At 73.2% G+C, this 26,937-nt stretch carries 26 protein-coding genes and 1 pseudogene; 8 read left to right on the plus strand and 19 right to left on the minus strand.

Annotation, left to right across the window (positions count from 1 at the left end; genetic code table 11):
- Positions 1 to 123: 123 nt before the first annotated feature.
- The 5 genes from A6R01_RS18080 to A6R01_RS18100 form a co-directional block, all read right to left on the minus strand.
- On the minus strand, positions 124 to 3,195 hold the full coding sequence (locus A6R01_RS18080) for an FtsX-like permease family protein (protein WP_292609006.1): 3,072 nt from the start codon (positions 3,193 to 3,195) through the stop codon (positions 124 to 126).
- The gene (locus A6R01_RS18085) at positions 3,192 to 4,307 is read right to left on the minus strand and encodes a hypothetical protein (RefSeq protein ID WP_292609009.1); all 1,116 of its coding nucleotides are present in this window, start codon (positions 4,305 to 4,307) and stop codon (positions 3,192 to 3,194) included. The genes A6R01_RS18080 and A6R01_RS18085 overlap by 4 nt, the downstream gene beginning before the upstream one ends.
- A gap of 128 nt (positions 4,308 to 4,435) precedes the next feature.
- Positions 4,436 to 5,422 (minus strand): FtsX-like permease family protein, encoded by a 987-nt coding sequence (locus A6R01_RS18090; RefSeq protein ID WP_292609012.1) that lies wholly within the window; start codon positions 5,420 to 5,422, stop codon positions 4,436 to 4,438.
- The gene (locus tag A6R01_RS18095; RefSeq protein ID WP_292609015.1) at positions 5,419 to 6,312 is read right to left on the minus strand and encodes an ATP-binding cassette domain-containing protein; all 894 of its coding nucleotides are present in this window, start codon (positions 6,310 to 6,312) and stop codon (positions 5,419 to 5,421) included. The genes A6R01_RS18090 and A6R01_RS18095 overlap by 4 nt, the downstream gene beginning before the upstream one ends.
- Positions 6,309 to 7,136 carry an ATP-binding cassette domain-containing protein gene (locus A6R01_RS18100; protein WP_292609017.1) on the minus strand — a complete coding sequence of 276 codons (828 nt, stop codon included), beginning with the start codon at positions 7,134 to 7,136 and terminating at the stop codon, positions 6,309 to 6,311. The genes A6R01_RS18095 and A6R01_RS18100 overlap by 4 nt, the downstream gene beginning before the upstream one ends.
- A gap of 129 nt (positions 7,137 to 7,265) precedes the next feature.
- On the opposite strand from A6R01_RS18100, the gene A6R01_RS18105 reads away from it, so the two are divergent.
- Complete coding sequence (locus tag A6R01_RS18105; protein ID WP_292609019.1) at positions 7,266 to 8,591, plus strand: MFS transporter; 1,326 nt, start codon at positions 7,266 to 7,268, stop codon at positions 8,589 to 8,591.
- Positions 8,592 to 8,804: 213 nt separating this feature from the next.
- On the opposite strand, the gene A6R01_RS18110 is transcribed toward A6R01_RS18105, so the two are convergent.
- From A6R01_RS18110 to A6R01_RS18130, 5 genes are read right to left on the minus strand one after another with little or no spacing between them, the layout of a single operon-like run.
- Positions 8,805 to 9,719: a pseudouridine-5'-phosphate glycosidase gene (locus tag A6R01_RS18110; RefSeq protein ID WP_292609021.1), complete on the minus strand. Its 915-nt coding sequence runs from the start codon at positions 9,717 to 9,719 to the stop codon at positions 8,805 to 8,807.
- Positions 9,716 to 10,603, minus strand: a complete 888-nt coding sequence (locus A6R01_RS18115) for a PfkB family carbohydrate kinase (protein ID WP_292609024.1) — start codon at positions 10,601 to 10,603, stop codon at positions 9,716 to 9,718. Before A6R01_RS18115 ends, A6R01_RS18110 begins: the two co-directional genes overlap by 4 nt.
- Positions 10,600 to 10,947 (minus strand): type II toxin-antitoxin system PemK/MazF family toxin, encoded by a 348-nt coding sequence (locus A6R01_RS18120; RefSeq protein WP_292609028.1) that lies wholly within the window; start codon positions 10,945 to 10,947, stop codon positions 10,600 to 10,602. The genes A6R01_RS18115 and A6R01_RS18120 overlap by 4 nt, the downstream gene beginning before the upstream one ends.
- Positions 10,934 to 11,164, minus strand: a complete 231-nt coding sequence (locus tag A6R01_RS18125; protein ID WP_292609031.1) for a ribbon-helix-helix domain-containing protein — start codon at positions 11,162 to 11,164, stop codon at positions 10,934 to 10,936. The genes A6R01_RS18120 and A6R01_RS18125 overlap by 14 nt, the downstream gene beginning before the upstream one ends.
- A 38-nt stretch (positions 11,165 to 11,202) precedes the next feature.
- Positions 11,203 to 12,288: a cytochrome P450 gene (locus A6R01_RS18130; protein ID WP_292609036.1), complete on the minus strand. Its 1,086-nt coding sequence runs from the start codon at positions 12,286 to 12,288 to the stop codon at positions 11,203 to 11,205.
- 213 nt (positions 12,289 to 12,501) lie between these two features.
- Between A6R01_RS18130 and A6R01_RS18135 the strand changes: the two genes are divergently transcribed.
- Together A6R01_RS18135 and A6R01_RS18140 are read left to right on the plus strand one after the other, a co-directional pair.
- Entirely contained in the window at positions 12,502 to 13,491 is a 990-nt protein-coding gene (locus tag A6R01_RS18135; RefSeq protein WP_292609039.1) for an ATP-binding cassette domain-containing protein, read from the plus strand.
- Positions 13,488 to 14,330, plus strand: a complete 843-nt coding sequence (locus tag A6R01_RS18140; protein ID WP_292609042.1) for an ABC transporter permease — start codon at positions 13,488 to 13,490, stop codon at positions 14,328 to 14,330. Before A6R01_RS18135 ends, A6R01_RS18140 begins: the two co-directional genes overlap by 4 nt.
- A gap of 58 nt (positions 14,331 to 14,388) precedes the next feature.
- Here A6R01_RS18140 and A6R01_RS18145 read toward each other — a convergent pair whose 3' ends face one another.
- From A6R01_RS18145 to A6R01_RS18150, 3 genes and pseudogenes are all read right to left on the minus strand, one after another.
- Positions 14,389 to 15,621 carry a patatin-like phospholipase family protein gene (locus A6R01_RS18145; protein WP_292609045.1) on the minus strand — a complete coding sequence of 411 codons (1,233 nt, stop codon included), beginning with the start codon at positions 15,619 to 15,621 and terminating at the stop codon, positions 14,389 to 14,391.
- Between the two features lie 100 nt (positions 15,622 to 15,721).
- Complete coding sequence (locus A6R01_RS18390) at positions 15,722 to 16,045, minus strand: TrkA C-terminal domain-containing protein (protein WP_366925129.1); 324 nt, start codon at positions 16,043 to 16,045, stop codon at positions 15,722 to 15,724.
- A 9-nt stretch (positions 16,046 to 16,054) separates the two neighbouring features.
- A pseudogene (locus A6R01_RS18150) lies at positions 16,055 to 16,912 on the minus strand (RimK family alpha-L-glutamate ligase); the annotation flags it as partial.
- A gap of 79 nt (positions 16,913 to 16,991) precedes the next feature.
- Here A6R01_RS18150 and A6R01_RS18155 point away from each other — a divergent pair.
- Together A6R01_RS18155 and A6R01_RS18160 are read left to right on the plus strand one after the other, a co-directional pair.
- The gene (locus A6R01_RS18155) at positions 16,992 to 17,489 is read left to right on the plus strand and encodes a RimK/LysX family protein (RefSeq protein ID WP_292609051.1); all 498 of its coding nucleotides are present in this window, start codon (positions 16,992 to 16,994) and stop codon (positions 17,487 to 17,489) included.
- Complete coding sequence (locus A6R01_RS18160) at positions 17,486 to 18,511, plus strand: succinylglutamate desuccinylase/aspartoacylase family protein (RefSeq protein WP_292609054.1); 1,026 nt, start codon at positions 17,486 to 17,488, stop codon at positions 18,509 to 18,511. The genes A6R01_RS18155 and A6R01_RS18160 overlap by 4 nt, the downstream gene beginning before the upstream one ends.
- 104 nt (positions 18,512 to 18,615) lie before the next feature.
- On the opposite strand, the gene A6R01_RS18165 is transcribed toward A6R01_RS18160, so the two are convergent.
- Positions 18,616 to 19,635, minus strand: a complete 1,020-nt coding sequence (locus A6R01_RS18165) for an LLM class flavin-dependent oxidoreductase (RefSeq protein WP_292609057.1) — start codon at positions 19,633 to 19,635, stop codon at positions 18,616 to 18,618.
- Positions 19,636 to 19,787: 152 nt separating this feature from the next.
- Between A6R01_RS18165 and A6R01_RS18170 the strand changes: the two genes are divergently transcribed.
- Genes A6R01_RS18170 through A6R01_RS18180 form a run of 3 tightly spaced genes read left to right on the plus strand, consistent with a single transcriptional unit; the run spans position 19,788 to position 23,276 of the window.
- Positions 19,788 to 20,675: a gluconate 2-dehydrogenase subunit 3 family protein gene (locus A6R01_RS18170; protein WP_292609060.1), complete on the plus strand. Its 888-nt coding sequence runs from the start codon at positions 19,788 to 19,790 to the stop codon at positions 20,673 to 20,675.
- Complete coding sequence (locus A6R01_RS18175) at positions 20,672 to 22,378, plus strand: GMC family oxidoreductase (RefSeq protein ID WP_292609062.1); 1,707 nt, start codon at positions 20,672 to 20,674, stop codon at positions 22,376 to 22,378. The genes A6R01_RS18170 and A6R01_RS18175 overlap by 4 nt, the downstream gene beginning before the upstream one ends.
- Positions 22,379 to 22,397: 19 nt before the next feature.
- The gene (locus A6R01_RS18180) at positions 22,398 to 23,276 is read left to right on the plus strand and encodes a ThuA domain-containing protein (RefSeq protein ID WP_292609065.1); all 879 of its coding nucleotides are present in this window, start codon (positions 22,398 to 22,400) and stop codon (positions 23,274 to 23,276) included.
- Between the two features lie 85 nt (positions 23,277 to 23,361).
- Here the strand turns inward: A6R01_RS18180 and A6R01_RS18185 are convergent, their stop codons facing one another.
- The 5 genes from A6R01_RS18185 to A6R01_RS18205 all read right to left on the minus strand — a co-directional run.
- The gene (locus A6R01_RS18185) at positions 23,362 to 23,766 is read right to left on the minus strand and encodes a hypothetical protein (RefSeq protein WP_292609066.1); all 405 of its coding nucleotides are present in this window, start codon (positions 23,764 to 23,766) and stop codon (positions 23,362 to 23,364) included.
- A 247-nt stretch (positions 23,767 to 24,013) separates the two neighbouring features.
- Positions 24,014 to 25,090 carry an anthranilate phosphoribosyltransferase gene (trpD, locus tag A6R01_RS18190; protein WP_292609069.1) on the minus strand — a complete coding sequence of 359 codons (1,077 nt, stop codon included), beginning with the start codon at positions 25,088 to 25,090 and terminating at the stop codon, positions 24,014 to 24,016.
- Positions 25,091 to 25,340: 250 nt separating this feature from the next.
- On the minus strand, positions 25,341 to 25,988 hold the full coding sequence (locus tag A6R01_RS18195; RefSeq protein WP_292609072.1) for an HAD family hydrolase: 648 nt from the start codon (positions 25,986 to 25,988) through the stop codon (positions 25,341 to 25,343).
- Between the two features lie 243 nt (positions 25,989 to 26,231).
- Positions 26,232 to 26,597 (minus strand): HEAT repeat domain-containing protein, encoded by a 366-nt coding sequence (locus tag A6R01_RS18200; RefSeq protein WP_292609075.1) that lies wholly within the window; start codon positions 26,595 to 26,597, stop codon positions 26,232 to 26,234.
- Positions 26,598 to 26,742: 145 nt separating this feature from the next.
- Positions 26,743 to 26,937 (minus strand): hypothetical protein (locus tag A6R01_RS18205; RefSeq protein ID WP_292609078.1); only part of this gene is annotated, 195 nt, incomplete at its 5' end.

A 26,937-nucleotide genomic window follows, 5' to 3' on the forward strand; every position in this document is an offset into this window, starting at 1 on the left:
GTGCCGGTGGGACCGGCAAGGTTCATCGGCCGGCCGACATACCCGGAAGCTGGACGACGAAGTTCTGTCGTCCCGTGGACGGGTTCATCGGCTGGCCGATGAACCTTGCCCAACACCAGCCGACTACCGCGCCGACTCCCGCAGCGTCGACCCCCGAGCACCCCGGACGGTGAGGGTCGCGGAGACCAGGGCGACGGCGCCGAAGAGCAACGCGGTGACCAGCGCCAGGAGCGCCAGCCGCCACGGGTCGATGGCGGCGACGAGGGCCGGGGTGGAGAGGGTCTCGGCGTAGCCGAGCGTGACGGTGCGCAGGACGACGTACTGCGCCAGCGACCCGGCGGCCAGCCCGGCCACGGCCGTGCCTCCGAGCACCAGCACCAGCTCGCGCAGCACCGCCCCCATCACCTGCCGCCGCGGCACGCCCACCACCCGCAGCGCGGCGGCGTCGCGACGACGCGCGGGCAGCTGCACCGCCGTGGAGACCGCCAACGAGGCGACGGCCATCAGCAGCACGAGGGCGGCGACGACGGCGTAGAGCCGCAGCGCCAGGGCGTACGCCGTGTTGTCCAGGCTCGCCTTCACCTCGGCGTACGTCGTCTCCTCGGTGAGTCCGGCGTCGCGCAGCGCCCCCACGACCGACGGCGGGGTGTCGGCGCGGGCCATGACGTAGACCTCGGTGTTCTGGTCGTAGACCTTCCGGCCGGTGGCGAAGGTGTCGTAGTCGATGAGCAGTCCCCGGGGGCCGAGCAGCGGCACGCTGCCCGCCTCCAGCACCGGGTCGACGTCGAAGCTGAGCGGCGTGCCGGCGTTGTAGGCGTCGGCCGAGGACTCCGTGCGGGCGTCGACCCCCGCGACGACCGGTAGCCGCGCGGGCGGGTCCCCCGCGCCGATCTGGACGATCACCGGGCTCCGGCTGGAGACCGACACGGCCAGCCCGGCCCCGTCGAGCCGGAGGGAGTCGACGGCGTCGTTGCCGGTCGCGCCCGGCACCAGCGCCCAGGCGCCGCCGGTGAGCGCGTCGGCGACGGGCTGCCGGTCGACGGTGACCGACTCGATCGTGAGCGAGCCGTCCATGGCGGTCGGCAGCGCGGCGGCCGACCCGAGGGTGATCTGCTCGAGGCGGCACCCGTCGCGGCAGAACGGCGTGCGCTCCGAGACGACCGAGCGTCCCTCACCGACCGGGCCGAGGAAGACGGTGCGCGGCCGGTCCGTCGGCGGCACCAGCCGCAGCCGGACGACCAACGGCTCCTCGGTGGTGAGCCGGTTGTCGAGGTCGAGGCCCACCCGCTTGCCCGTCACCACGGGGACGGGCCCGGTGGCCAGCAGGCCGGCGACCTCGGACGCCGAGGTGCCGGGCGTCCACTGCTCGTTCCAGAGGCCCACGCGGGCCAGGCGGGTGGTGTCGAGGACGGAGAAGACCGGCCCCGGCTGCGGGGTGGCGATGGTGCTGCCCGCCATCAGCCACTCCCCGTCGGGGTCGATCCCGCGGGTCAGGCCCACGGTGTCGTCGAGGCTCTGCTCGGAGGTCCACAGCACCGCGGCCGGGGCACGGGTGGCCGCCACGGAGGCGCGCCAGGCCGAGGAGGAGTCGTAGACCCCCGCCCCGAACACGCAGATCGCGATCGCCGCCGTCACCGGCAGGATCACCAGCGTCCCCTCCTGGCGCCGCGACAGCGCGCGCACCGCCACGAACGAGCCGAGCGAGCGGGTGTGCGGCACCGCGCGGGTCCACCACGTCGCCAGCGACGAGGTCAGCCGGGTCGCGCCGAGACCGGCGACGACGGCCAGCAGGACCGGGAGGACCAGGTCGGTGACGTCGGGACGGCCGCGCTCGGTGGAGCTGAGCTTGCTCAGCAGCACCGCGAGCGCCGCGGCGACCAGGGCCAGCTGCGCGACGACCGCGGCGCGGCGCGCCCGCCTGGGACGTCGTACGCCGCTGAGCTGGTCCTCCAGGGGGATCCGCACCACGAGCCCGACTGCCGCCACGGCGACCGTGGCGGCGCCGAGCCCGACCAGCCCGCCGGCCGCCAGCGACGTCCACGGCACCCGCAGCGGCAGTCCCGGCACCAACCAGGCCTCGATCAGCAGCAGCACCGTGCCGACGCCGACCAGGCCCCCGACCGGGACCGCGAGCGCGAGCAGCGTCAGTGGCTCGGACATCCCCAGCGACCACATCCGGCGGCGCGGCAGGCCGCGCAGCGAGGCGAGCGCGAGCTCGGGCATCCGCAGGTCCGCGGCGGCGGTGAGCAGGCGCAGCAGCAGCGCCAGCGCCACCAGCACGAGGCTGATGACGGCCGGCGAGACCGAGGCCCGGGCGGTGGCCTGCTGGTCGCGGACCTCGTCCACGACCCCGTCGATGTCGTTGATGGAGCGCTCGACGAGCTGTCCGCCGGGCAGGGCGGCGCTGAGGTCCTCCTGGGCCCGGGCGACCTCGGCGACGCGCTCGAGGTCGGCGACCTCGAGGTCCGCGGGCACCGCGAGCCGTCGGTCGACCAGCACCTCGTAGCCCACCGTGGCCGCGGCCCGCTCGACCGCCTCGGCGGTCGCCAGCATCGGGGCCGGCTGGTAGGGCATGTTGGCCGGCGGCGGCGTGGGCGGACGGGTGCTCAGCCGGCCGGACTCGAACCAGTAGTCGGCCTCCTCCGGCCCGGGGGCGGAGTAGGTGCCGACCACCTCGACGGTGCCGATGCCCTCCACCGGCGAGGTGTCGCCGATCGACAGGCCGGTGATCGTGGAGTCCAGGGCGAGCAGCAGGACCTCGTCGGCCGCCTGCGGGCAGCGGCCCTCCACCACGAGGTGGTCGCAGTAGCCGGGTGCCCAGCCGAGTCGCGCCAGGCCGCCGAGCCCCTCCGTCTGCTGGGTCCGCACGAAGACCTGGGGCTCGACGTAGAGCGCCGCGCCGTCGCCGCCCTCCTCGGTCGCCTCGCGGGCGGCCGCCCGCGCGTCGTCCAGCACGCCGTCGAGGTCGGAGGCGGCCCCACCGTCGGGCGTCCAGACCCAGGACAGCCCGGTGAGGTTGTTCGGGGCCTCCGCGAGGCGCGAGACCAGGAACGACCCGGTCACCGCGCTCTGGAAGGCGGGTCCGAGCACCGCCGAGCCGACCGCGAGCGCGGTGAGGACGACCGACCCGATCGAGAGCAGCAGCCGCGAGCGCAGGCCGCGCAGCACCGTGGACAGCAGCGCCGGCCCCCTCATCGGGCCTCCTCGCGCAGCACCGCCGGGGCGGACTCCCGGCCACCGACCTCGCGGCCTCGCCACAGCACGACGACCACCACCAGCGAGGCGAGCAGCGCGGGGAGCACGAGCGGCAGCGGCGCGACGGCGGTGCGCAGGGCGACCGCGTGCTCGGGGACCAGCACCAGGCCGAGCCTGCCGAGCAGCAGCGCCACCGCGAGGTAGACACCGGTCACGACCGCCGCCCCGGTCGCCACCAGCAGCAGCACGGCCTCGACGACCGTGCTGCGTCGCAGCGTCGCCCGGTCGACACCGACGGCCCGCAGGGCCGCCACGTCGCGCACCCAGGCCTCGCGCTGCCGGGCGACCGCGGTGACGAGCACCAGCAGCGCGACCAGGAGGCAGCAGATCGCGGTCATCAGGTACGCCTGCGCCTGCGCAGCCCCGGTCGCGTCGCGCACCTGCTCGGTCACGCGCGCCAACGGCCGGCCCTGCGCCCCGGTCTCCTCCTCCAGCGCGGCCAGGAGGGCGTCCGGCGCGTTGTCGCGGGCCAGCACCATCACCTCCGCCGCCGGGATCGTGGGCGGGGCCCCGGCCGCGGCCCGCGGCAGGTCGGCGTAGACGCCGTCGGCCTCGACCAGCGGCAGCGCCGGGAAGCGTGCCAGCACGCGGGCCGCCAGGTCCTCGCCTCCAGGGGACTCCAGCACCGGGTCGCCGTCCCAGGTGGCGGTGCGGGTGACCAGGACCGGGATGGCACCCTCGCCCCGGGAGGGCACGGCGGTGAGCGGCTCGTCCGACGCGGGCGCGAGCAGTCCCTCGGCGACCTCGACGGGTCCGCCCGGCCCGGCGGCGCTGGGTGCGTCGGCAGGCGACCAGGGCCGGTCGAGCACCGAGGTCGACCCGAGCCGCAGGTCGGTCACCAGGAACGGCAGCGCGCGGTCGTCGTCGGCGCGCGCGAGGGTGATCGAGACGACCGTGCAGCCCTCGACGCAGTCCACCGGGGTCGAGACCGTCCGGGACGCACCGTCGAGCCCGACCTCGCTGTCCACCCGCACGCGCATCTCCTGCCCCGAGGTACGGCGCAGCGCCACCTCGACCCGCGGCCGCAGCCGGCCCTCCTCCCGGGGGCTCACCCCCGCGACCTCGACCAGCACAAGGCCAAGCATCGCGACGAGGGCGATCTGCGTCAGGCGCCGGGCCTGCTCTTGTGGTCCCATGTCAGCCCCCGCACTGCCCCGAAGGGCATCGGCGTGCCCCCCGCTCATGTCAGGCTTTCCTTCTGGCGCGAGATCAGCACCAGATTGCGCACGTAGACGATCAGACCCGCCCCCTGCCCCAGCATGAAGACCGGGTCTTGGCGATAGAGCGTCTCGTCGGCCCAGGCCGCCACCTGCACCGCGCCCGTGACCGCCAGCCCGGCCACGACGCCCGCCGCGACCAGCACCCGCAGGGGCGCTGCGGCATCGGCCGAGCGGGCCAGTCGCCGCGTGGCGAGGTAGGCCGGCAGACCACGCCGGCCGGTCCGGCGTACCCCGACGCGGGCGAGGGTGCCCATCAGCCACAGCGCGACGTGCCCGGCGGCGAGCCCGATGAGGGCCGGGCCGGCGAGGACGAGCAGGTCGGACTGGGTGCCGTCGACGACCCGGGCGCGGTAGACCGCGACCACCGCACCGACCACCGCGAGCACCTGGGCGAAGACCGAGGCCACTCCCGAGGACCGGGGGCGGGCGGCGCCGCGGACCTGGGCGACCAGCGGCTCGCGCAGCGCGGCGGCCATGCCGACGAGCACCGCGACCAGCGCGACGACCAGCACCACCGCGACGGCGGCGGCGACGTCGGCACCCGGGGTCCCCATCGGGTCGCCGACCCAGGCCCGGGCGGCCAGGTCGGCGACGACGAGGCCGGCTCCGGTGCCGGCTGCGGCGCCGAGCAGGAGCACCAGCAGCGGCTCGACGAGCAGCAGCGTGAACAGCTCGCCGCCCTCGAGGCCGCGGAGGCGGGCCAGGGCGATCTCGGTACGCCGGGCGGCGGCCAGCTCGCGACCGGTGGCGGGCACTGCGACGGCCCCCACGAGCAGCAGCGGCACGGCCAGCAGGCGCGAGGTCCCCGCGGCGGCGGCGAACCCGACCACGGCCACGACACCACCGACGACCACGACGGTCAGCAGGAACAGGGGCAGCAGCGTGCCCCGGCGCGCCCACGCCCCCCGCAGGGTGCGGGACCGCAGCCGCGGCCGCGTGCCGCTCACGGGCTCCCCGGGGGTCGGCGGAACAGCTCGTACGGGTCGTCGTCCCCGGGCTGGTCGAGGTCCGAGCGCACCGGATCGGACGTCTCCGCCGGGTGGTCTCGACGCCCGCTCGTCGCTGGCGCTCCTCCCTGCTCGACCACCGGGGCCGGATCGGAGGGTGTGTCGTGAGAGGGGGTCACGGGAGACCCTCCGGTCGAGCCGTTCCCCGGGTCGGGGTACGACCGCGTGACGGGCAGGTGCACCGGCTCGGTGTGGTCGACCAGGCGCCCCTCGTCGAGGGCGTGGTGGTCGTCGCAGGCGTCGACCACGGCGGGGTCGTGGGTGGCGACCACGACGACGGCGCCACGGTCGGCCTCGCGGCGCAGCTCGGCCAGCACCAGCCCGCGGTTGCCCTCGTCGAGCTCGGAGGTCGGCTCGTCGGCGAGCAGCACCCCGGCCTCGACGCAGAGGCCGCGGGCCAGTGCCACACGTTGCATCTGACCTCCGGAGAGCTCCTCGACCTGACGGTCGGCGAGGTCGGCGATGTGGAAGCGGGCCAGCGCCTGCGCGGCCCGCTCGTCGGCCTCGTCGGGGTCGACGCCACGGGCGCGCAGCGCGACCGAGACGTTCTCTCGGGCCGACAGGATCGGCACCAGGCCGTAGACCTGCAGGACGAACGAGACCTCCGGGCGCGGGTCGCCGGTGCCGCGCCACATCGGCGCTCCAGCGTACGTCGCCTCGCCGGCGGTCGGACGGAGGAGACCGCCTGCGATGGAGAGCAGCGTGGTCTTGCCGGAGCCGGACGGCCCGGACAGCGCGGTCATCCGGCCGGCCGCGAAGGTCAGGTCGAGGTCGTGCAGCAGCGTGCGGGTCAGCTCGTAGCGCACCCCGCTCAGTCTCAGGTCGCTCACGCGGTGGGGGCCTCTCCGTCGACCGCTCCCGTGACAGCTTCAGCCGAGCGGGAGACCAGCAGCCGGTCGGCGTCCTCGGGCTCGATGCGCACCAGCGTGCCCTGCGGCCACTGCTCGGCGAGGTGGGTGGGCAGGTGGACGACGCCCTCGGCGCCGATGACGACGTACTCCGCCCCGTCGCGGCCCTCGAGGCCGACCCGGCCGCCCTTCATCGTGATGGTGCGCGGGAAGGTCGCGGCGACCTCGGGCTGGTGGGTCACGACGACGATGGTGGTGCCGAGCTCGTCCCCGAGCTCGTGGATCAGGCCGATGACGGCGTCGCGGTCCTCGTGGGAGAGCTGGCTGGTCGGCTCGTCGGCGAGCAGCAGCTGCGGGCCGGTCGAGACCTCGCGGTCGGGCACGGCCTGCTTGCGCTCGGCGCCGGAGAGGGCGAGCCGGGCGAAGGCGATGTTCTGCCGGGCGGTGGCGTAGGGGAGCAGGTTGCGCGTCGCGCCCTGCAGCATGGTGCTGACGCGGCGGGAGCGCAGCCGGGCGAGCTCGGGCTCCGGGAGCCGGGAGATCTCGGCGTCGCCGAGGAGGATCCGGCCCGCGCTGGGGCGCTGGATGCCGCCGAGCAGCGTCAGCAGCGTGGACTTGCCCGAGCCCGACGGCCCGAGGAACGCCACCCGCTCGCCGGGCCGGATCGACAGGTCGACCCCCTGCAGCGCGACGACGTCGTGGCCCTCGAAGGTGCGGTAGAGGTGCACGACCCCCAGGCAGCGCACGCCCAGGCCGCCCTGCCTGTCCAGCTCCCCGAAGTCGACGTCGGCATCGACGACCGTCACCTGATGACCTCCTGTCCGTGGGCCAGCAGACAGTAAAGGGTGCGGCCGGGGCAACGGTCGGCGCCGGTTCGTTGTGGGCTCGTGACCCTCGGCGCAGGATTGGTGACCGGCAGGCGTAGGTTCTGGCGCGTGGCGAGGGCGGGCAGGTCGACGGCCGGGGTGCCGGCCGGACGGTGGCGCGGGCTGACCGCGGACACCCGGCCCCTGAAGGAGCCGCACTTCCGACGCCTGTGGACCGCCAACATCGTGACGGTCATCGGCGCGCAGCTCACGGTCGTCGCGGTGCCGGCGCAGATCTACGCGATGACCGGCTCCTCGGCGTACGTCGGGCTCACCGGCGTCTTCGGACTGGTGCCCCTCGTCGTCTTCGGCCTGTACGGCGGTGCGCTGGCCGACGTCTTCGACCGCCGCACGATCCTGCTGGTCACCACGATCGGGCTCATCGTCACCAGCGGCCTCTTCGCCGTGCAGGCCTTCGCGGGCGTGGGCGACGTGTGGCTGCTCCTGGGGCTGTTCGCGCTCCAGCAGGCGTTCTTCGCGGTCAACCAGCCGACCCGCAGCGCGCTGCTCCCCCGGCTGGTGCCGCCCGAGCAGCTGCCCGCCGCGAACTCCCTCAACATGACCGTGATGCAGGCCGGTGCGATCGCCGGTCCGCTGGTCGCCGGCATCCTCATCCCGTTCACCGGGTTCGGCTGGCTCTACGCGCTCGACACCGTCTCGCTGCTCACCACGCTGTGGGCGGTGGTGCGGCTGCCATCGCTGCGCATCGAGGGCGTGGCGGCCGCGGTGCCCGGCGTCCGGGCGGTCGTGGACGGCTTCGCCTATCTGCGGCACCAGCCGGTGCTGCTGATGTCGTTCGTGGTCGACATCATCGCGATGGTCTTCGGGATGCCGCGCGCGCTGTTCCCCGAGATCGCCCACCTGGACTTCGGCGGCCCCGAGGAGGGCGGCCTGACCTTCGCGCTGCTCTTCGCCGGCATCCCGGCCGGTGCGGTGGTCGGCGGCGTGCTGAGCGGCTGGGTGTCGCGGATCGTGAGGCAGGGCCTGGCGGTCGTCGTGTGCATCGTGGTGTGGGGCGTGGCGATGACCGGCTTCGGCGTCGCGGTGCTGCTAGCCGACGCCGGCGGCGCGGGCTGGCAGCGGACCATGCTCGTGACCGCGCTGCTGATGCTCGTGGTGGGCGGCGCGGCCGACATGGCGTCGGCGGCGTTCCGCTCCTCGATGCTGCAGAGCGCCGCGGCCGACGAGGTGCGGGGTCGCCTGCAGGGCGTGTTCATCGTCGTGGTCGCCGGTGGACCCCGGGTCGCCGACGTCGCGCACGGTGCCACCGCCGCGGCCGTCGGCGCCGGTGCGGCCGCTGCGGGTGGCGGCGTGCTGGTGGTGGTCGGCGTCGTGGTCGCGGCGCTGGTCGTGCCGTCGTTCGTGCGCTACCGGGTCACGGCCGCGGCCCGCTGACCCGGGGTGGGCGGTGAGTCCTCAACGCTTTGCCCAACTGGGACGGTTGACCACGCACCCGCCCTCGGGGCAGGCCGCGACCGGCGGTGGGCGATCAACCGACGGCCCACCCGGATCGGTTCACCACTCACCGCCCCGGCCGGTGCCGCGTCGAGCGGTGAGTCATCGACCGACAGTCCGAGCAGAACGGTTGACCACGCACCGCCCCCGGCGTCAGCCGGCCAGCGCGACGGCCACGGCCGCGCCGTACGCCGCATTGGCCCGCACCAGCGCGATGTTGGTGGCCAGCGACGACCCGCCGGTCAGCTCGACGATGCGTCCGAGCAGGTAGGGCGTGGTCGCCTTGCCGGTGATGCCGAGCGCGTGCATGTCGGCAAGGGCGCGGTCGATGACGACGCCGATCTCCTCGGCCGGGATCTCCTCCTCGACGGGCACGGGGTGGGCGAGCGCGACACCGCACTCCAGCCCGAGGTCCCACGTCGCGCGCGCCACCGCGGCGGCCTCGGCCGCACCGTCCACGCGCATCGGCGCGGCGAACCCGCTGGCCCGCGAGTAGAACGACGGGAACTCGTCGCTCCCCTCCACCAGCACCGGCACCCCCAGCGTCTCGAGCACCTCGAGGGTCAGGCCGATGTCGAGGATCGACTTCACCCCCGCGCTGATCACCGCGACCGGGGTGCGCGAGAGCTCGGTGAGGTCGGCGGAGAGGTCCATCGAGGTCTCGGCGCCCCGGTGCACGCCACCGAGGCCGCCGGTCACGAACACCTCGATGCCGGCCATCGACGCCAGTCGCATCGTGGCGGCGACGGTGGTGGCGCCGTGCAGGCCGCGCGCGGCGACGTACGGCAGGTCCCTCACGCTGGCCTTGACCACGTCGGGGTGGCTGGCCAGCAGCTCGAGGTCCTCGGCCGACAGCCCGACCCGCGGCCGCCCGTCGAGCACCGCGACGGTCGCCGGCACGGCACCACCGGCTCGCACGATCGACTCGACCTCGAGCGCCATCGCGACGTTGTCGGGGTAGGGCATGCCGTGGCTGATGATCGTCGACTCCAGCGCGACGACCGGGCGTCCCTCGCGCAGCGCGGTGGCGACCTCGTCGGTCAGGGTCAGCATCGGGTGCACGGTCATCGGGCCAGCATCTCCTCCAGGTCGGGACGGACGGTCAGCGGGGAGGCGACGGTGAGCGCCGCCGCCTCGTGGGCGTACGCCGCCGCCTCAGTGTGGCCGCGGCCCGACAGCACCGCGTGGCACCACGCCGCGAGCATCGCGTCGCCCGCGCCGGTGACGTCGACGACCTCGGTCACCGGGGCCGCCAGCTCGACCGCGCCAGCGCCGGACCCCGCGTGCAGCACCGACCCGGACGCCCCACGCCTCTCCCACACCAGCGCGACCCCCCGGGCGAGCAGGGCGGCGACCCCGCCGAGCGCCTCGAGCTCCCCCTGGCTGGGTGTGACCGCCAGCAGGTCCCGCACCTCCTCGGCCAGTCGGGCCGCCTTGGGGACGCTCACCGGGTCGACGACGACCGGCACGCCGTGCTCGGCCGCGAGGGCGCGGGCGGCCGTGAAGGTCGCGACGGGCAGGTTGCCGTCGAGCACGACCATCCCGGCACCGGCCACGACGTCGGCGGCGCGCAGGACGTCCTCGGGCGACGTCGCGTCGGCGGCCGCCATGTCGGCGACGCCCGCGACCAGCTCGCCGCGGTGGTCGAGCAGGGCGGTGTAGGACCCGGTCGGCCCGGGGTGGGTGCGGACGTGGGACACGTCGACCCCGGCCGCGGCGGTCGCGTCCAGCACCAGCCGGCCCAGGTCGTCGTCGCCGACCACGCCGACGAGGGCGACCGGGCGGCCCAGGTGTGCGAGGTTCTCGGCGACGTTGCGTCCCACCCCGCCCGGGGTGAGCGTGGCGGTGCCGGGGTTGGAGGTCCCGGGGACCAGCGGCGCTGTCGTGCGGGCCTTGAGGTCGGCGTTGATGCCGCCCACGACCACCACCCGGTCGGCGAGTGGCCGGCTCACAGGTCGAGGTGGAGGCGTAGGGCGTCGTCGACGGCGCTCAACACCTCGGCCGAGGCCCGGCCGAGCAGCGGCCCGATGCGCTCCACCGAGACCGAGCGGACCTGCTCGGCCTGGGCCTTGGAGTCCAGGCGCAACCCCGTGTCGGACGCCGGCAGGAGGGCCTGGAAGGCGAGGATCCGATCGGTGTTGCTGGTCACCGGCACCACCGTCACCACCCCGCGGCCGAGCCGCGCCGCCGTGAGGTTGGCCCGGTCGTTGCTGACAAGGATCGCCGGGCGACGCTTGTCGGCCTCGTTGCCACGAGCCGGGTCGAGGTCGACCAGACGGATCTCACCCCTGCGCACGATCGAGCCCGTCGGCCGTCGCCGCTGCCCAGGCCGCCGCCTCGCCCGAGGACTCGAAGTCCTCCCATGCCTCGGCGTAGTGGCTCTCCAGATCGGGGTGACGCAGGAGCCGGACCGCGTGCAGCACTGCCGCCGAACGGGACGGCAGGCCTGTTCGCTGCGCAAACTCGTCGAGCGCGGCGACGTCCTCGTCGGGGAGGCTGACGCTGATCTTCATGCCGCGATGCTACTCCAGTCCCACCACGGTGGGAAGCGTCACGGGCGGCCCACGAACGGCACCGCCGCGGGCCGCCGGACGTAGGGCCCGGGCGCCCACCGGACACCGGCGGGGTCGACCTCGAAGTCCGGGTACGCCGCCAGCAGCTCCTCCAGCGCGACCCGTCCCTGGAGCCGGGCGGCGGCAGCGCCGAGGCAGTGGTGGCTGCCCTGGGAGAAGGTGAGGATCTGGGAGGGGCGCCGCCCGACGTCCAGCGAGTCGGCGTCGGGGCCGTAGCGCTCCGGGTCGCGGTTACCGGCGGCGTACAGCAGGAGGACCTTGCGGCCGGCCGGGACCTCCACCCCGTGCAGCTCGACGTCACGGGTGGTGGTCCGGGCGAGGCCCTGGACGGGGGAGGTCAGGCGGAGCAGCTCCTCGAGCGCCACCTCGACCGGCACCTCGCCGGAGGTCAGCCGCGCCCGCTGGGCCGGGTCGGCGGCCAGCAGCTGCACCGCGCCGCCGAGCAGCCCGGTGGTGGTGTCGTTGCCGCCGGTGACCATGGTGAAGACGTAGCCGAGCACCGCGACCAGGCCGTCCTGGTCGTCGGCCCGGCCGGCGGCGACGAGGTGGGCGACCGTGTCGGGGCCGGGGTCGTCGAGCGGCTCGCGGCGCCGCCGCTCCACCAGCGCCGCGAAGTACGCCAGCATCATGCTCGGCAGCGGCTTGAACAACGTCTCCACCACGTCCCCGCCGTCGGCCAGCGCGGGCAGCCGCTCCCGCACGAACGCGCGGACGTCCGGCTCGAGGTCGGCGACCTGGCGCGGGGTGAACCCGCGCGCGACCAGCTTGCGGAACGCCGTGTGCGCCGGCGGGTCCTGCATCACCAGCGGCGGCTCGGCCAGGCCGATGGCTTCGATCTCGCCGTACGCCGTCGTCAGGCCCTGCGCGGAGGAGAACGTCTGCGTGTCCACGGCGGCGGCCAGGATGTCGGCGTGTCGGGACAGCACGTAGTAGTCGCGCTCCGGGTGCTCGGGCGGGACCACGTGGTGCACCGGGTCGTGGGTGCGCAGCGCGGCGTACTCGCCCCAGGGGTCGGCCCAGCTGTCGGCTCCTCGTGGCGTGAACGTCACCGTCCCGATGCTCATGCGGTTCACGCTGACGCACCGCGCGTGCCCTGTCCAGGGTCTCGTCCAGGGTCCCGTCCGGGGACACGGCGACCGACGAGGACTCCGGTGCGGGATCCGATGAGTTCGGATGTCGGTGGCGGTCAGTAGCGTCGCGACGGCATCCTCGGGCGATGCCCCGCCACCTCGATCCACCTCTCCGACGACGACCACCCCACGACGACTGAGGACGCGATGACCGACATGATCACGGCCACCGGCCTGGTGAAGCGCTACAAGGAGGTGGAGGCCCTCGCCGGCCTCGACCTCACCGTGCCCGAGGGCACGGTCCTGGCCCTGCTGGGCCCCAACGGCGCCGGCAAGACCACGGCCGTGCGCGTGCTGACGACGCTGCTCAAGCCCGACGCGGGCTCCGCGGTCGTCGCCGGCGTCGACATCCTCGCCGACCCCGACGGGGTGCGCTCGCGCATCGGCCTCTCGGGCCAGTACGCCGCGGTCGACGAGCACCTCACCGGGTTCGAGAACCTCGAGATGGTCGGTCGGCTCTACGGCATGGGCCGCACCCAGGCGCGAGCCCGCGCGCACGAGCTGCTGGAGCGCTTCGCCCTCGCCGACGCCGGCGACCGGCCCTCGAAGACCTACTCCGGCGGCATGCGCCGGCGCCTCGACCTGGCCGGTGCGCTGGTCGCGGCGCCGCCGGTGCTGGTGCTCGACGAGCCGACGACCGGTCTCGACCCGCGCAGCCGGGTGCAGATGTGGGACGTCATCCGCGAGCTGGTCGCCTCGGGTGCGACGCTGCTGCTCACCACCCAGTACCTCGAGGAGGCCGACCGCCTCGCCGACGACATCCTGGTCATCGACCGCGGTCGTGCCATCGCCCGCGGCACCGCCGACGAGCTGAAGTCGCAGACCGGTGGCGAAAGGGTCGAGGTCGTCCTGGCCGACCCCGCCGACCGCGACCGGGTCCGGTCCCTGCTGGGCGAGGTCGCCAGCGGCGAGGTCGGCGTCGGGGAGAACGGCCGCGAGCTCACCGCCGCCGTCGACGGTGGCGTCGGGGCGCTGCGCCGGGTGCTCGAGGGCCTCGAGCGCGAGTCCGTCGCCGTGCTCGACATCGGTCTGCGCCGCCCGACCCTCGACGACGTCTTCCTCAGCCTGACCGGTCACGCGACCGAGTCCGACCAGCCCACGACCGACCCCTCCGAGACCGCCGAGGTGACCCGATGAGCACGCCCGCCCCGACCTTCGAGCAGTCCCGCCCCACCGGAGTGGTCCGCGCGCTGACCGACGGCTGGGTCGTCGCCAAGCGCAACCTGATCAAGATCAAGCGGGTGCCCGAGGTGCTCGTCTTCGTGCTGATCAGCCCGATCATGTTCGTGCTGCTCTTCGCCTTCGTCTTCGGCGGCGCGATCGACACCGGCGGCGTGGGCTACCGCGAGTTCCTCATCGCCGGCATCTTCGCCCAGACCGTCGTCTTCGGGGCGACGTTCACCGGCGCCGGGCTGGCCGAGGACATGCAGAAGGGCATCATCGACCGGTTCCGGTCCCTGCCGATGTCGCAGGCCGCGGTGCTGGTCGGCCGCACCACCTCCGACGTCGTCTACAACGTGCTGAGCCTGGCGATCATGGCGCTGACCGGCCTGCTCGTGGGCTGGCGCATCCGCGAGGGCTTCCTCGACGCGGTGCTCGGCTTCGCGCTGCTGCTGCTGTTCGCCTACGCCGTGAGCTGGGTGATGGCCTGGGTCGGGCTGATGGTCCCGAGCGTCGAGGTCATCAACAACGCCTCGTTCATCGTCATCATGCCGCTGACCTTCGTCTCCAACGCCTTCGTGCCGCTGGAGTCCTTCGACGGCTTCCTACGCACGTTGGTCGAGTGGAACCCGGTCTCGGCGCTCACCCAGGCCAGCCGCGAGCTGTTCGGCAACGTCGACCCGCGCGGCGCCGTGCCCGACGCCTGGTCGATGCAGCACCCGGTGCTCTACACCCTGCTGTGGGTCGCGATCATCCTGGTCGTCTTCGTGCCGCTCTCGGTGCGTCGCTACCGGCTCTCGGCCGGCACCAAGTAGTCCCGCCCGGCAGCCCCGCCCCGGCAGCCCCGCCCCGGCAGTCCCGCCCCGCGGGGGGTCAGGTGGCCCAGAGGTCGGGGTGCTCCTCGACCCACCGGCGGGCGTCGCGGCGCCCGAGGTCCGCGGCGGCCCCGAAGAAGTCACGGTCGAAGAGCAAGTAGGACAGCAGCTCGCCCTGCAGCGGGCTGTCCCCGCCCAGGAGCCGGTGCACGACCTGCAGGTCCGGGTCGGCCGCCGTCCCCAGCAGGGTGCGGTGGTTGCGGTCGAAGACCTCCATCGCCGCGGCCGCGAGCTCGTCCCCCCGATCGGGGGCGACCGCGACGTGCGGCACCACCCGCAGGTCCCGCTCGCCCTCCTCGCGCCGCATCCGCTGCACGGCCTCGGCGGTGCCGGGGTCCTGCAGCAGGCGGTTGGTCTGGCGCAGCCGCCGCAGGTCGTGACGCATCGGGTCGTCCATCACGGCGCCGAGCAGCGTCGCCACGCCGTCGCCGAGGTCGACCGGCTCCCGGTCCGCGGAGCGGTCGACGGCCGGCGCGCGCAGGCTGCCGGTGCCGACGGCCACGACGTGGGTGGCGCCGAGCTCCAGCGCGGGGACCAGAGGGTGCCGGCGACGCGTGGCGCCGTCGACGTACCACCCGGCGGCCTCCTCGGGGGCGTGCACCTGCACCGAGGGGAAGAGCGCGGGGATGGCCGCCGAGGCCATCAGGTGCTCGACCTCGAGGTGGGTGTCGACGTAGCGACGGTGCTGACCGGGCGCCGGCCGCGGCAGGTCGGCCCCGCGGCCCTCGGTGAACATCGTGACCTGCCCGGTGCGCACCGTCGTGGCGGTCACGGCCACCGCGTCGAGCGTGTCGTCGGACAGGTGCCGGTGCACGGCCTCCCAGTCCAGCGCCTCGGCCAGGGTCGCGCGCAGCGGACCGGTGCCGAAGAGCCCGCGCAGGCGGAACCTGCTCAGCCCGAGCGTCTCCGAGGCGTACCTCGCCACCACCTCGGGCACCTGCCGCCAGAGCGGCGTGATCACCGCCGGCTTGGTGACGTGGTCGAGCAGGTCGCGCAGCGCCGCGGCCTGGGCCGGGGCGGGACGGTCCGCGACCCCGGCCAGTCCGCCGCAGATCAGCGCACCCGCGCTCGTGCCGACCAGGACCGTGGGGCGGTGGCCGCGCTCGGCCAGCGCCGGCAGCAGCACCTCCAGCGCCCCGACCTGGTAGGCCGAGCGCGCCCCGCCCGCGTCGAGGACCAGCGCGACGGACTCCTGCTCGGCGGGCGTCTCACGCTCGTCGGAGGGGGTCATGCGCACGACCCTGCCCACGCATCGGCGCGGGCTGCTCACCCGGCCGTGCGGTCGGGTGAGCCAGGGCTCCTCCGCCGGGGGACCCCCCAGGCGGCGGATCTCAGGCGTCGTGGATCGGCTCGGCGGGCAGCTTCTTCGGCTTGCGCATCCGCTTGCGACGGCTCGGGATCATCGAGCGCATCTCCTCGAGCTTGCCGAAGCAGAGCAACCGGTCGCCGGCCTCCAGCACGTGGCCGGCATTGGGGTTGGGGATGACCTGGGTGCCGCGGTGCAGGGTCAGGGCGGTGATGTCGCGCTCGCGGAGGCCGGAGTCGCCCAGGGTCTTGCCCACCATGTCCGAGGCCTCGAAGACCAGGATCTCCGCGACGCCGTAGCCGGTGGAGACGGTGAGCCGCTGGCGCACGTCGATCTCGGGGAAGGCCACCTGGTTGTCGATGTAGTCGATGATCGCGCCGGCGACGTCGAGGTCGGTGGCGCGCTCGATGCCCTCCAGGCCCGGCGAGGAGTTGACCTCCATGACCAGCGGCCCGTCGTTGCCCTCGAGCATGTCGACGCCGGCGACCCGCAGGCCCATGATCTGGGCCGAGCGCACGGCCGCGCGCTCGAAGGCCGGGTCGAGGTCGACCGGCTCCACGGACCCGCCGCGGTGCACGTTGGAGCGGAACTCGTCGCCCTGCGCGACCCGGCGCATCGCCGCCACGACCCGGTCTCCGACGACCAGGGCGCGGATGTCGCGGCCCTTGGACTCCTTGACGAAGCGCTGGATCAGCACGTTCTGCCGGGTCGACTGCAGCGTCTCGATGATCGCCTCGGCGACCTTGATGTCGGGGGCCAGGATGACGCCGATGCCCTGGGTGCCCTCGAGCAGCTTGATGACCACCGGCGCCCCGCCGACCCGCTCGATCGCGGGGATCACGTCGCCGCGGCCCTGCACGAAGGTCGTGGCCGGCATCCCGATCTGGTGGCGGGACAGGATCTGGGTCGCGCGGAGCTTGTCGCGGCTGTTGGCGATGCCCCACGAGGTGTTGGGCGTGTAGACGTCCATCTGCTCGAACTGCCGCACCACCGCGGTGCCGAAGTAGGTGATGGAGTTGCCGATCCTCGGCAGGATCGCGTCGTAGTGCGAGAGCTGCTTGCCGCGGAACTGCAGGTCCGGCTCGTCACCCGACAGGTCGATGCCGAAGCGCAGGGTGTTGAGCACCTTGACCGTGTGCCCACGGTCCAGCGCGGCGGTGCGCAGGCGCTGCGTACTGTACGAGCGGGGTGCGCGGGACAGGATCGCTAGTTTCATGACCACCCGAGTGTGAGTGCCGGACGTGTGGACCACCATGTGCCCGACGGGTGCCGAGCGACGGAGAGGACGAGCCAGCGTGCCAGCAGAGCCGACGGGCGACCACCCCCCTATTCCTTCCTACACCCTCGCGGGTTGGCGTGAGTGGGTGAGCCTCCCCGGCCTCGGGGTGCCGTGGGTCAAGGCCAAGCTCGACACCGGCGCACGCACCAGCGCGATCCACGCCTTCGACCTCGTCGAGGAGCAGGTGGACGGTGAGCGCTGGGTCGCGTTCTCCATCCACCCCTGGCAGGGCACCGACGAGGACGCCGTCCAGGCCCGCTGCCCCGTGATCGACGTGCGCGAGGTCCGCTCCTCCTCCGGTCACGCCGAGGAGCGCTACGTCGTCCCGATGGAGATCACCCTGCTCGAGCGGACGGTGACCGCGGAGATGACTCTCTCGCGGCGCGACGAGATGGGGTTCCGGATGCTGGTGGGGCGCGAGGCGCTGCGGCAGGGGTACGCCGTGGACCCGGGACGGTCCTACCTCGGTCCCCGCCCGCCCGTCGCCGTACGCCGTCGCAACCGGGGACGGTGAGCGTGCCCCGCGACTCCTTCGAGATCGGTCCGGTCCGGGTCCGCGCCGGCCGCAAGCAGGCCTTGGCGCTGCCGATCACGCGCCTGGTGACCGGGGCCGACGTCGACCTGCCGATCCGCGTCGTCCACGGGCGCCACGACGGGCCGATCGTCTGGATCGACGCCGCCATCCACGGCGACGAGGCCGTGGGGGTCGAGGTCGTGCGCCAGGTGCTGGCCGACCTCGACGCCAAGTCCCTGCGCGGCACGCTGATCGCGGTGCCGATCGTCAACGTGCTCGGCTTCATGAACGGCGACCGCTACCTGCCCGACCGGCGCGACCTCAACCGGTCCTTCCCCGGCTCGCGCCGCGGCTCGCTGGCGGCCCGGATCGCGCACCTGATGATGACCGAGGTGGTCGCCAAGTGCGAGGTCGGCATCGACCTGCACACCGGGTCGGACCGCCGCACGAACCTGCCGCAGATCCGCGCCGACCTCGAGGACGAGCGCACCCGCGAGCTGTCGCTGGCCTTCGGCGCACCGGTGATGATGCACGCCCGGCTGCGCGACGGGTCGCTGCGCGCCGCGGCCCGTGAGGCCGGCGCCAAGGTGCTGCTCTACGAGGCGGGCGAGGCGTGGCGGATGGACGGCTGGGCCGTCGACGCGGGCGTGCGCGGCGTACGCCGCGTGCTCGCCCACCTCGGGATGGTCGAGCCCCCCGAGGAGGACCCGCCCGCCCCGACGCTGGAGTCGTGGCGCTCGGGCTGGGTCCGCGCCCGGGGCACCGGGATGCTCCACCTCGAGGCCGAGCTCGGACAGCGGGTCACCAAGGGCGAGCGTCTGGGCGGGCTCTTCGACTCCTTCGGCAAGCGGGTGCGGCTGGTCCACGCCGACCGCGAGGGAATCGTCATCGGCCGTACCGAGGCCCCCCTGGTGTCCTCCGGCGATGCGGTGGTCCACCTCGCCGAGGTGCTCGAGTCACCCGCCCAGGCCGTGGAGCACGAGCCGCACCCGGACTCGGTCGAGGAGACCGACGAGTCCTGAGGGCGTCCCCTCACCGGGTCTCCTGGCTCGTCGCTGACGCTCCTCGCACCTCGACCAGCGGCACGTGCTGGTCGAGGTGCGAGCGGAGCGAGCCTCGAGACCTCTCAGCGCCAGCCGAGCGCCGGCGCCAGGTGGGTCATCACCGACTCCAGCACGTGGGCGTTGTAGTCCACGCCGAGCTGGTTGGGCACCGTGAGCAGCAGCGTGTCGGCGGCGCGGACGGCCTCGTCGGCGGCGAGCTCCTCGACCAGGCGGTCCGGCTCACCGGCGTACGTCTTGCCGAAGCGCGCGATGCCGCCGTCGATGTGCCCGACCTGGTCGCGGCTCTCGGACTGGGTGCCGAAGTAGGCGCGGTCGCGGTCGTCGACGAGCGGGAAGATGCTGCGGCTCACGCTCACCCGCGGGGTGCGCTCGTGGCCGGCGGCCTCCCAGGCCTTGCGGAACATCTCGATCTGCTCGGCCTGCAGCTCGTGGAACGGTACGCCGGTGTCCTCGGTCAGCAGCGTGGAGCTCATCAGGTTCATGCCCTGCTCGGCGGCCCACTCCGCGGTCGACCGCGAGCCGGCGCCCCACCAGATCCGGTCCCGCAGACCCTCGGAGTGCGGCTCGATGCGCAGCAGGCCCGGCGGGTTCGGGAACATCGGGCGTGGGCTCGGCTCGGCGAACCCCTTGCCCGTGAGCACGTCGAGCAGCACCGAGGTGTGCTGCCGCGCCATCGCGGCGTGGTCGCCGTCGACCGGCTCGTAGCCGAAGTAGCGGTAGCCGTCGACGACCTGCTCCGGTGAGCCGCGGCTGATGCCGAGCTGGAGCCGTCCGCCGCTGATGAGGTCGGCGGCGCCGGCGTCCTCGGCCATGTAGAGCGGGTTCTCGTAGCGCATGTCGATGACGCCGGTGCCGATCTCGATCCGGCTGGTGCGCGCGCCGACGGCGGCCAGGAGCGGGAACGGCGAGGCCAGTTGCCGAGCGAAGTGGTGCACCCGGAAGTAGGCGCCGTCCACGCCGAGCTCCTCCGCCGCGACCGCGAGGTCGATCGACTGGAGCAGCACGTCGGAGGCCGAGCGGGCCGCCGAGTGCGGGGAGGGGGTCCAGTGCCCGAAGGACAGGAAGCCGATCTTCTTGGTCATGCCTTCGTAACACTGGTTGAAGACTTGATCTTCCCGACGGTCGCGGGCGTGGGACGTCATGCGGACGGGACGTCCGCTGCTGCTGTATGACGTCCCGCGGCTGCCCCGGCCCGCAGGTGTAACCAGTTCCAGTTCTGCGCGTTGATCTCGGTGTGACCACGGACATACCCGCTGTCGACCTGCCCTGGCCCGGCCTCCCGGACCGGCCGGACGGCTCCGCTCAGCCGACCCGGCGCGGCGTCCTGGCCGGCGCCGCGGGCACGGTCGCGCTGCTCGCCGTACCCGGTCTCCCGGCGGTGGCCGTCCCGGTCGGCCGCGACCGGGCGCGCTTCCTCGACGAGGACCAGCTGGCCACGCTGGCGGCGGTCGTCGACCGGGTGGTGCCGGCGGACGACGGCGCCCCCGGGGCGCTGGCGGCCCGGGCGCACGAGAGCATCGACGCCCTGCTGGGCGCCTTCCGCACCGACCCACCGCGGATCTACGCCGGTGGGCCGTTCTCCGACCGCGGCGGCGCGCGGCGCAACGACTTCGAGCGGTTCCTGCCGCTGGACGCCTACGAGCGCAAGGCGTGGAAGCGCCGGGTGCGGCGGCTGCAGAAGGTCTACACCCGGGGCCTCGACGCGCTCGCCGCGAGCGTCCCCGGCTTCGCCGACCTGCCCGGGCCGCTGCGCGACCTGGCGCTGCAGACCACGCAGGACCCCGACGTCACCGCGATGATGGGTGTCGCGGTGACCCACGCCTTCGAGGGCACGTGGGGTGCGCCGGAGTACGGCGGCAACCGCGACGGCCTGGGCTGGGAGGGCATCGGCTTCGACGGCGACCGACAGCCGCGCGGCTACACCGACGAGGAGGTCACCGACCCCGAGATCGAGATGCTGCCGCTGCTCGACGTGACCAGCGCGCTCGCGGCGTACGGCCCGGCGATGGCACTGGCGACCTCCGAGGCCGCGATGGGACTGCTCGCCGAGGCCGAGGGCGACCTCCGGGTGCTCACCGAGCGGCTCAGCGCCCTGCTGGCGGACGTGGAGGACCTGCTGTGAGCCGGGAGGCGGTGGTCGTCGGCTCCGGCGCGGCCGGGTCCGCGGCCGCGTGGGAGCTGGCTCGCCAGGGGTGGGACGTGACGGTCCTGGAGCGCGGACGCAACCTCCGCCCGGGGCTGGGCAAGCGGTCGAGCGGTCGGCTCGGCACGGAGTACGGCTCGGACGAGGTGAAGGGCTACCGCGGCTTCGGGTTCCCCGACGGCGACCTCGAGCCCTACACGACGCGCACCCAGGCCGAGGCCTCCTCCGGGGTCGCGCGCTCGGCGCAGGGCGCGCTCGGTCAGCTCGGCGCGGCCGTGGGCGGCACGAGCCTGCACTACAACGCCAAGACGCCGCGCTTCTGGAAGCAGGACTTCTCGCTGCTCTCCGACAGGGGGCCGATCGACGGCGCCCAGGTGGCGGACTGGCCGATCGGCTACGACGACCTCGCGCCGTACTACGACCTCGTCGAGCGCCAGGTCGGCGTCCAGGGCGACCGCGCAGCGATGCCGGCGCGCACCCTCGAGCAGTCCCCGCGTCGGCGCGACTTCCCGATGCCGCCCAACCCGACGGGGTACGCCGCCGGCCTGCTCGCCCAGGGGGCGCGCCTGGTCGGGATGGAGCCCTACCCCTACCCGGCGGCGGTGAACTCCGAGCACCGCAAGGGCCGTCCGGCGTGCAACTCCTGCGGGATGTGCTCGGGCTTCGGCTGCCCGATCAACGCCCGGGGCGACGCGCTGGTGTCGTTCCTCAACCCCGCGATGCGGACCGGTCGGGTGCGGGTGGTCGAGCGGGCGTTCGTGGACCGGGTGGAGACCACGCGCAACGGCCGTCGGGCGCGGGCGGTGCGCTACCGCGACGTCCGGGGGAAGGTGCACCGCATCCCCGCCTCGACCGTGGTGCTGGCCGGCAGCCCGATCAACACCGCGCGGCTGCTGCTGATGTCGGCGAACCGTGCCCACCCGACCGGGCTGGGCAACCGTTCGGACCAGGTCGGCCGGAACATGATGTTCCACAACTTCACGATCGCCGCCGCCTTCTTCCCCTTCACGGTGCACCCGCTGCGGGCGCAGTCGACGACGCTGCAGATCGACGACCTCGTGGGCCCGTTCACCGGGCCGGAGGTGAGCGCGCTCGGGGTGCCGTACCTGACCGGCGGCATCATCCAGCTCGGCTCGGGCGGTCCGCCGATCAACGGTGCGCAGCTGATGGCGGGCTTCGCCGGCTACGGGGCGGCCCACAAGGCCGCCATGCGGGTCGGGCCGCACGCCGGGGTGGCCGGCTCGCAGCTGGTCCACCAGGACCTCCCGCAGGCCGAGAACCGGGTCGACCTCGACCCCGACGTCACCGACTTCCTCGGCAACCCGGCGGCGCGGATCACCTACTCCCCGCACCGGCACGAGCAGGCGGCCGCGACCTACCTCGGCGCGCAGATGCTCGCCGCCCACCAGGCGACCCCGGAGTCGATCGGCGCGATCGTGCTGCCGTTCCCGTTGATCAACTCCGGCATCACCTACACCGCGCACCTGGCCGGCACCGCGCGGATGGGCGAGGACCCGCGCACCTCGGTGTGCGCCTCCTCGGGGCGACTGCACGACGTCGACAACGTCTTCGTCGCCGACGCCTCGACGTTCCCGACCTTCCCCGGCTTCAACCCGACGCTGACGATCATGGCCAACTCGATCCGCATCGCCCGCGGCATCGCCGACGGCTCGGCCGTCTGAGCCGCTCCAGGAGACCCCCATGTGCACCGACTCCACCTGCTCCGGCTCCTCCGGCACCGTCCCCGCCCCGAGCCGGCGCGCCCTGCTGGGTGCCGCCCTGGCGGCGCCGGTCGCGCCCCTGGTGCTCTCGGCGCCCCCGACCTGGGCGGGGATCGAGCGGCCGCGGCTGCTGGTCTTCAGCAGGACGACCGGCTTCCGGCACATGTCGATCGAGACGGCGGTGGCCACGATCGCCGACCTCGGCACCGCCCACGGCTTCGACGTGAACGCGACCGAGGACCCGACCGCCTTCACCCACCGCGGCCTCGACGGCTACGACGCGATCGCCTTCGTCAACACCACCGGCGACGTGCTCGAGGGCGCCCAGCGCACCGCCCTGAAGAGGTTCGTACGCCGCGGCGGCGGCTGGGCCGGGGTCCACTCGGCGGCGGACACGGAGTACTCCAACCCCTTCTACACCCGGCTGCTGGCCGGCGGCCGGTTCCTGGCGCACCCGCTGGAGCAGCCGGGCCTGATGGTGACCGAGAGCGCCACGCACCGCTCGACCCGGCACCTGCCCGAGCAGTGGCTGATCCCGATCGAGGAGTTCTACTCCTTCACCTCCAGCGTCCGCGGCCGGTCACGGGTGCTGCTGTCGATCGACGAGTCGAGCTACCTGCAGGACCCCAACACCTCGAACCTGCCGACCGGCCCGGCGAACCCGTTCCCCACCTACCCCGGCGTCAGCGGGGTCATGGGCGACCACCCGATGGCCTGGACGCACCGCGTGGGGCGCGGGCGGTCCTGGTACACCGCGCTGGGCCACGAGATCACGATGTACTACGACGACCGGTTCACCCAGCACCTGCTCGGCGGGCTGGTGACCGTGCTCAAGCACGGGCGCAAGCACCGGCGCTGAGGGCGACGGCCGCCCTCCGGTGGTCGAGCAGCGACGAGCGCCAGCGAGGAGCGGGCGTCGAGACCACGTCCCCCAGCACCGCTGCTCACCCGTGGGGCACGTCGAGGAAGAACAGCCCCGTCTGCAGCGCCTCCTCGTGGGTGGTCATGTCCACCGAGACGCTGTGCCCGGGCCAGCGGAAGGTGATCGACACCCCGGTCACCCGGATCTCCTCGACCTGCGCCCATGGCACGAACGCCACCGACCAGGCCGCGGAGGCCTCGACGTCGCCCTGGTCGGCGAAGCTGACGTGGACCAGTGCCTCCGGACGTGCCGCCACCAGCACCCGGGGGTGGTCCCCGGCCATCCGCAGCACGTGCGGGTGCGCCCGGCCACCGGCCGGGCGGACGATGCGCCGCAGCGAGTCGGGTACGGCGGGGTCGGAGATGTCGGCCAGGCGACCCGCGCCCAGCGGCGTACCGGGCTCGTCGCGGCGTCCGAAGCGGCTCACACCTCGCAGTGTGCCCCGTGGTCGAGCGGCCCGGAGCCGGACGGACCGAAACGTGCTGCAGGCCGCCGCCTCCGACTCATCGGACCGCTCGACACACCGGTTCGGTCCGTCCGGCTACGACAGCGGCGGTGTCGAGATGTAACGGAGATGGCCGAGCTCCCCGCGGGGAACTCTGACCAAACGGTCGCGCTTGGCGGGGCCTGTCAATGTCGGTTCACGCGGATCGCGGCTACGGTCGACCGGTCCCCTACCAGTCGTCGCCCCGTGCGACCAGACAGCGGAGGACCTTACCCGCGGCTCCGCTGTCGATGGCCTCTGCGCATCGAGGCAGAGCCTCGCCGATCTGTTCCTCCAGCGGGTCTTCGGTCAACGTCATTGTCGCCGCGACAGCGGCGGCGTTGAGGAGAACCACGTCACGGATCGGACCCATTTGACCCGCAAGGAGCGCGTGAAATGCCGCCGCGTTCTCGGCCGCGGTCCCGCCTCGAATGTCACCTGACTCTGCACGAGGGAGGCTGAGCACGGCTGGATCCAGCTCGACTGTCGAGACCCGGCCTTCTCGTACGACCCACACGTCGGAGCTCTCTGTCGTGGTGAGCTTGTCGAGGCCGTCCCGGCCACGTACGACCAGGCCGGTGTGCCCGCGGTCCGCCAGCACCTCTGCAATGAGTGGTGCTACCCGGCGGTCGGCTGCTCCGATCACTCTGTGGTGCGGGTTAGCCGGATTGATCAGTGGACCGAGGGTGTTGAAGACGGTCGGGATCCCAAGGCCGCGACGAGCGTCGATGGCGTGCCGCAGTCCGGCGTTGAAGTGCGGCGCGTAGAGGAACGTGACGCCGGCTTTCGCGGCTGTCGCGGCGGCGGCGCTGGCCTTGTTGTCCAGCGGGATGCCGAGATGCTCGGCCAGGTCCGCGGCGCCAGAGGTCAGCGATGAGGCCGACCGGCCACCGTGCTTTACCACGGTGATGCCCGCCGCGGCGGCGACGATCGCGGCCATCGTTGAGACGTTGATCGCGCCGGTGCCGTCGCCCCCGGTGCCTGCGATATCGACTGTCGGTCCGGGGATAATCACTGGCGTCGCCGACTCATGGAGAGCATCGACGAACCCGCTGATCTCCGCGGAGGTCTCACCCTTGGCGCGGAGGGCGACCAGGAACCCGGCGATCTGCGTTGTGGTGGCCTCGCCCCGCACGATCTGCCGCATAGCCCAGTGCGCCGTCGCACGATTGAGGTGACCGCCTCGGAGGAGTTCGTCCAGGAGATCAGGCCACGTTTTCGAGCTGGGGGGTTCGGGGAGATCGCGGTGCGGTGCGGTGAACGACATTGACTGCCCTCAGGGTGTGGGCCTCGTCGACACAACTCGCATAACGCAACAGCCGCCTCGTCGAGGCGGCCGGATAGAAGAATCGATCAGATGGACGCCGCCTGGCTAGGCGCGCCACCAGTTGATCGATCGACAAAGCACAGCGACAGGTTACACACGCTCACGCGCTCTCCGCATGCCCCAGGGCTCCGCCTCGTCGCGCCGCCTCGTCGCGCCGCCTCGTCGCTGCGCAGGGCGACGCAGTGGGCGGCTACGCCATGGCCGAGCTGTCGAGGATCGTTACCGCCGCTGCTGCGACCGACTGCACGACGAGATCTGGCTGAAAGGATGTCGCGTCGGATCCGTCGCTGTCGATCCAGGCGGTCTGTAACCCGACCCCTGCGCCTCCCGCGACATCGAATTCGAGACTGTCGCCGATCATCCATCCATCGAGTGGACAGCCGAGCCGCTCAGCAAGGGCATGGAAGATCACGGGGGATGGCTTGCGGGCGCCGACCACGTCCGAGATCACCCAGCCGTCGACCAAAGTGTCGAGGCCGGTGCGACGAATCTTGCCCTCTTGATTGTCGGCCATGCCGTTCGTGACGATGCCGAGCGTCCAACCCGCAGCGCGAAACTCGGCGAGCGCGCGACGGTCGTCGTCATTGACCGTGACCAGGGACGGCATCTCGGTGCGGTAACGACGCCACACCTCGTCTGCGCTCGTCGGGAGCCTGAGACGGTCGACCAGTCGAGCGAAGACCTCGTCCTTGGGGCGACGCTCGGTGAGGGCAGTTGTGACCACATCGACCTCGTGGGTGGGAAGGCCCCACCCACGGACGAAGCCATGAGCCCACGCGCGCGCTGCCGACGCCTGGTCGACGAGCGTCCCATCCAGGTCGAGCGCGATCAGCGGCACGAACCGGATCCTAATCGGGGCCGCTGCAAGAGCCGCGACACCGTACGCCCCCGAATGTCTATTCGCTGAGTAGATCTTGACCTTGACAGCGAGTTGTCAAGATTCGCTGCATCTCGACATTTCTGTCGAGATGCAGGGAGATTGGCGAGCTCCATGCGGGCTACTTTGACGAAACCCGCCCTCGAGGAGGCGCCCGTCAAAGTGCGCGGATCGCGGCATGTGCGGACGTCTTTCCGATGACTCTCAGGCGCTGTCCTTGTCGCTGGCGAGCCGGGCCAGAGCCCGTGACGCAGCGGCTCGCACTCGGGCGTTCGGGTCGTCTTGGAGGTCGGCTGCTGTCGTCACGGCGTCTTCGAGCCGGTGACGGGCCACGACTCGAAGCGCCATCTCCCGCACCCGCCAAGCCTCGTCCTGAAGTGCCGTGTCCACTGCTGAGCGTGCCCTGGCATCCCAGGCCCACAGCAGACCTCGCAACGCCCAGACACGCAGCCAGTAGGGAGGGCCTGGCGGCTCGCCGGTGACGACCCAGCGCGCCGGCGGACCACCCAGGGCCAGGATCAGATCCGGGTCCGCGTCGCCTTTCGTGAGGAGCTCGACGCATCCCGCCACAACCTCATCCTTGCCACGGCGAGCACACTCCTGCTCGACGCTCTCGCGGCGTCTTGCCCCACGATGATCCGGCCATGAGTTCAGCGTAGAGATCTGTCCCCCTCGCCGGCAGATTCGCGCACGCGTCGCGGCAGAAGTGCGCGCTTCAGTTTGGGGTAACCGAACTTAGGGGTGGCAGGCTCATGTCGCTCTTGACTACATGACGGTCCAGCACGAGCAGGATGGCAATGCGCATCGCGCCCTCCCTGTGCGTCAGGCTGAGGTGAGACACCACTTCTGAGTTCCTTCCCTGCACGGGGCGAGAAGCGAGACACCTGATGACCATGACGTTGGCTGATGC

The organism is Nocardioides sp. REDSEA-S30_B4 (assembly GCF_001627265.1).
Classification (GTDB): domain Bacteria; phylum Actinomycetota; class Actinomycetes; order Propionibacteriales; family Nocardioidaceae; genus Nocardioides.

Coding starts and splice junctions, on each gene's coding strand:
- A6R01_RS18165 (WP_292609057.1), bottom strand. CDS start 19,635: ATGACCAAGAAGATCGGCTTCCTGTCCTTCGGGCACTGGACCCCCTCC.
- A6R01_RS18125 (WP_292609031.1), bottom strand. CDS start 11,164: ATGAAGATCAGCGTCAGCCTCCCCGACGAGGACGTCGCCGCGCTCGAC.
- A6R01_RS18180 (WP_292609065.1), top strand. CDS start 22,398: ATGTGCACCGACTCCACCTGCTCCGGCTCCTCCGGCACCGTCCCCGCC.
- A6R01_RS18140 (WP_292609042.1), top strand. CDS start 13,488: ATGAGCACGCCCGCCCCGACCTTCGAGCAGTCCCGCCCCACCGGAGTG.
- trpD (WP_292609069.1), bottom strand. CDS start 25,090: ATGTCGTTCACCGCACCGCACCGCGATCTCCCCGAACCCCCCAGCTCG.
- A6R01_RS18145 (WP_292609045.1), bottom strand. CDS start 15,621: ATGACCCCCTCCGACGAGCGTGAGACGCCCGCCGAGCAGGAGTCCGTC.
- A6R01_RS18080 (WP_292609006.1), bottom strand. CDS start 3,195: ATGAGGGGGCCGGCGCTGCTGTCCACGGTGCTGCGCGGCCTGCGCTCG.
- A6R01_RS18135 (WP_292609039.1), top strand. CDS start 12,502: ATGACCGACATGATCACGGCCACCGGCCTGGTGAAGCGCTACAAGGAG.
- A6R01_RS18130 (WP_292609036.1), bottom strand. CDS start 12,288: ATGAGCATCGGGACGGTGACGTTCACGCCACGAGGAGCCGACAGCTGG.
- A6R01_RS18110 (WP_292609021.1), bottom strand. CDS start 9,719: ATGACCGTGCACCCGATGCTGACCCTGACCGACGAGGTCGCCACCGCG.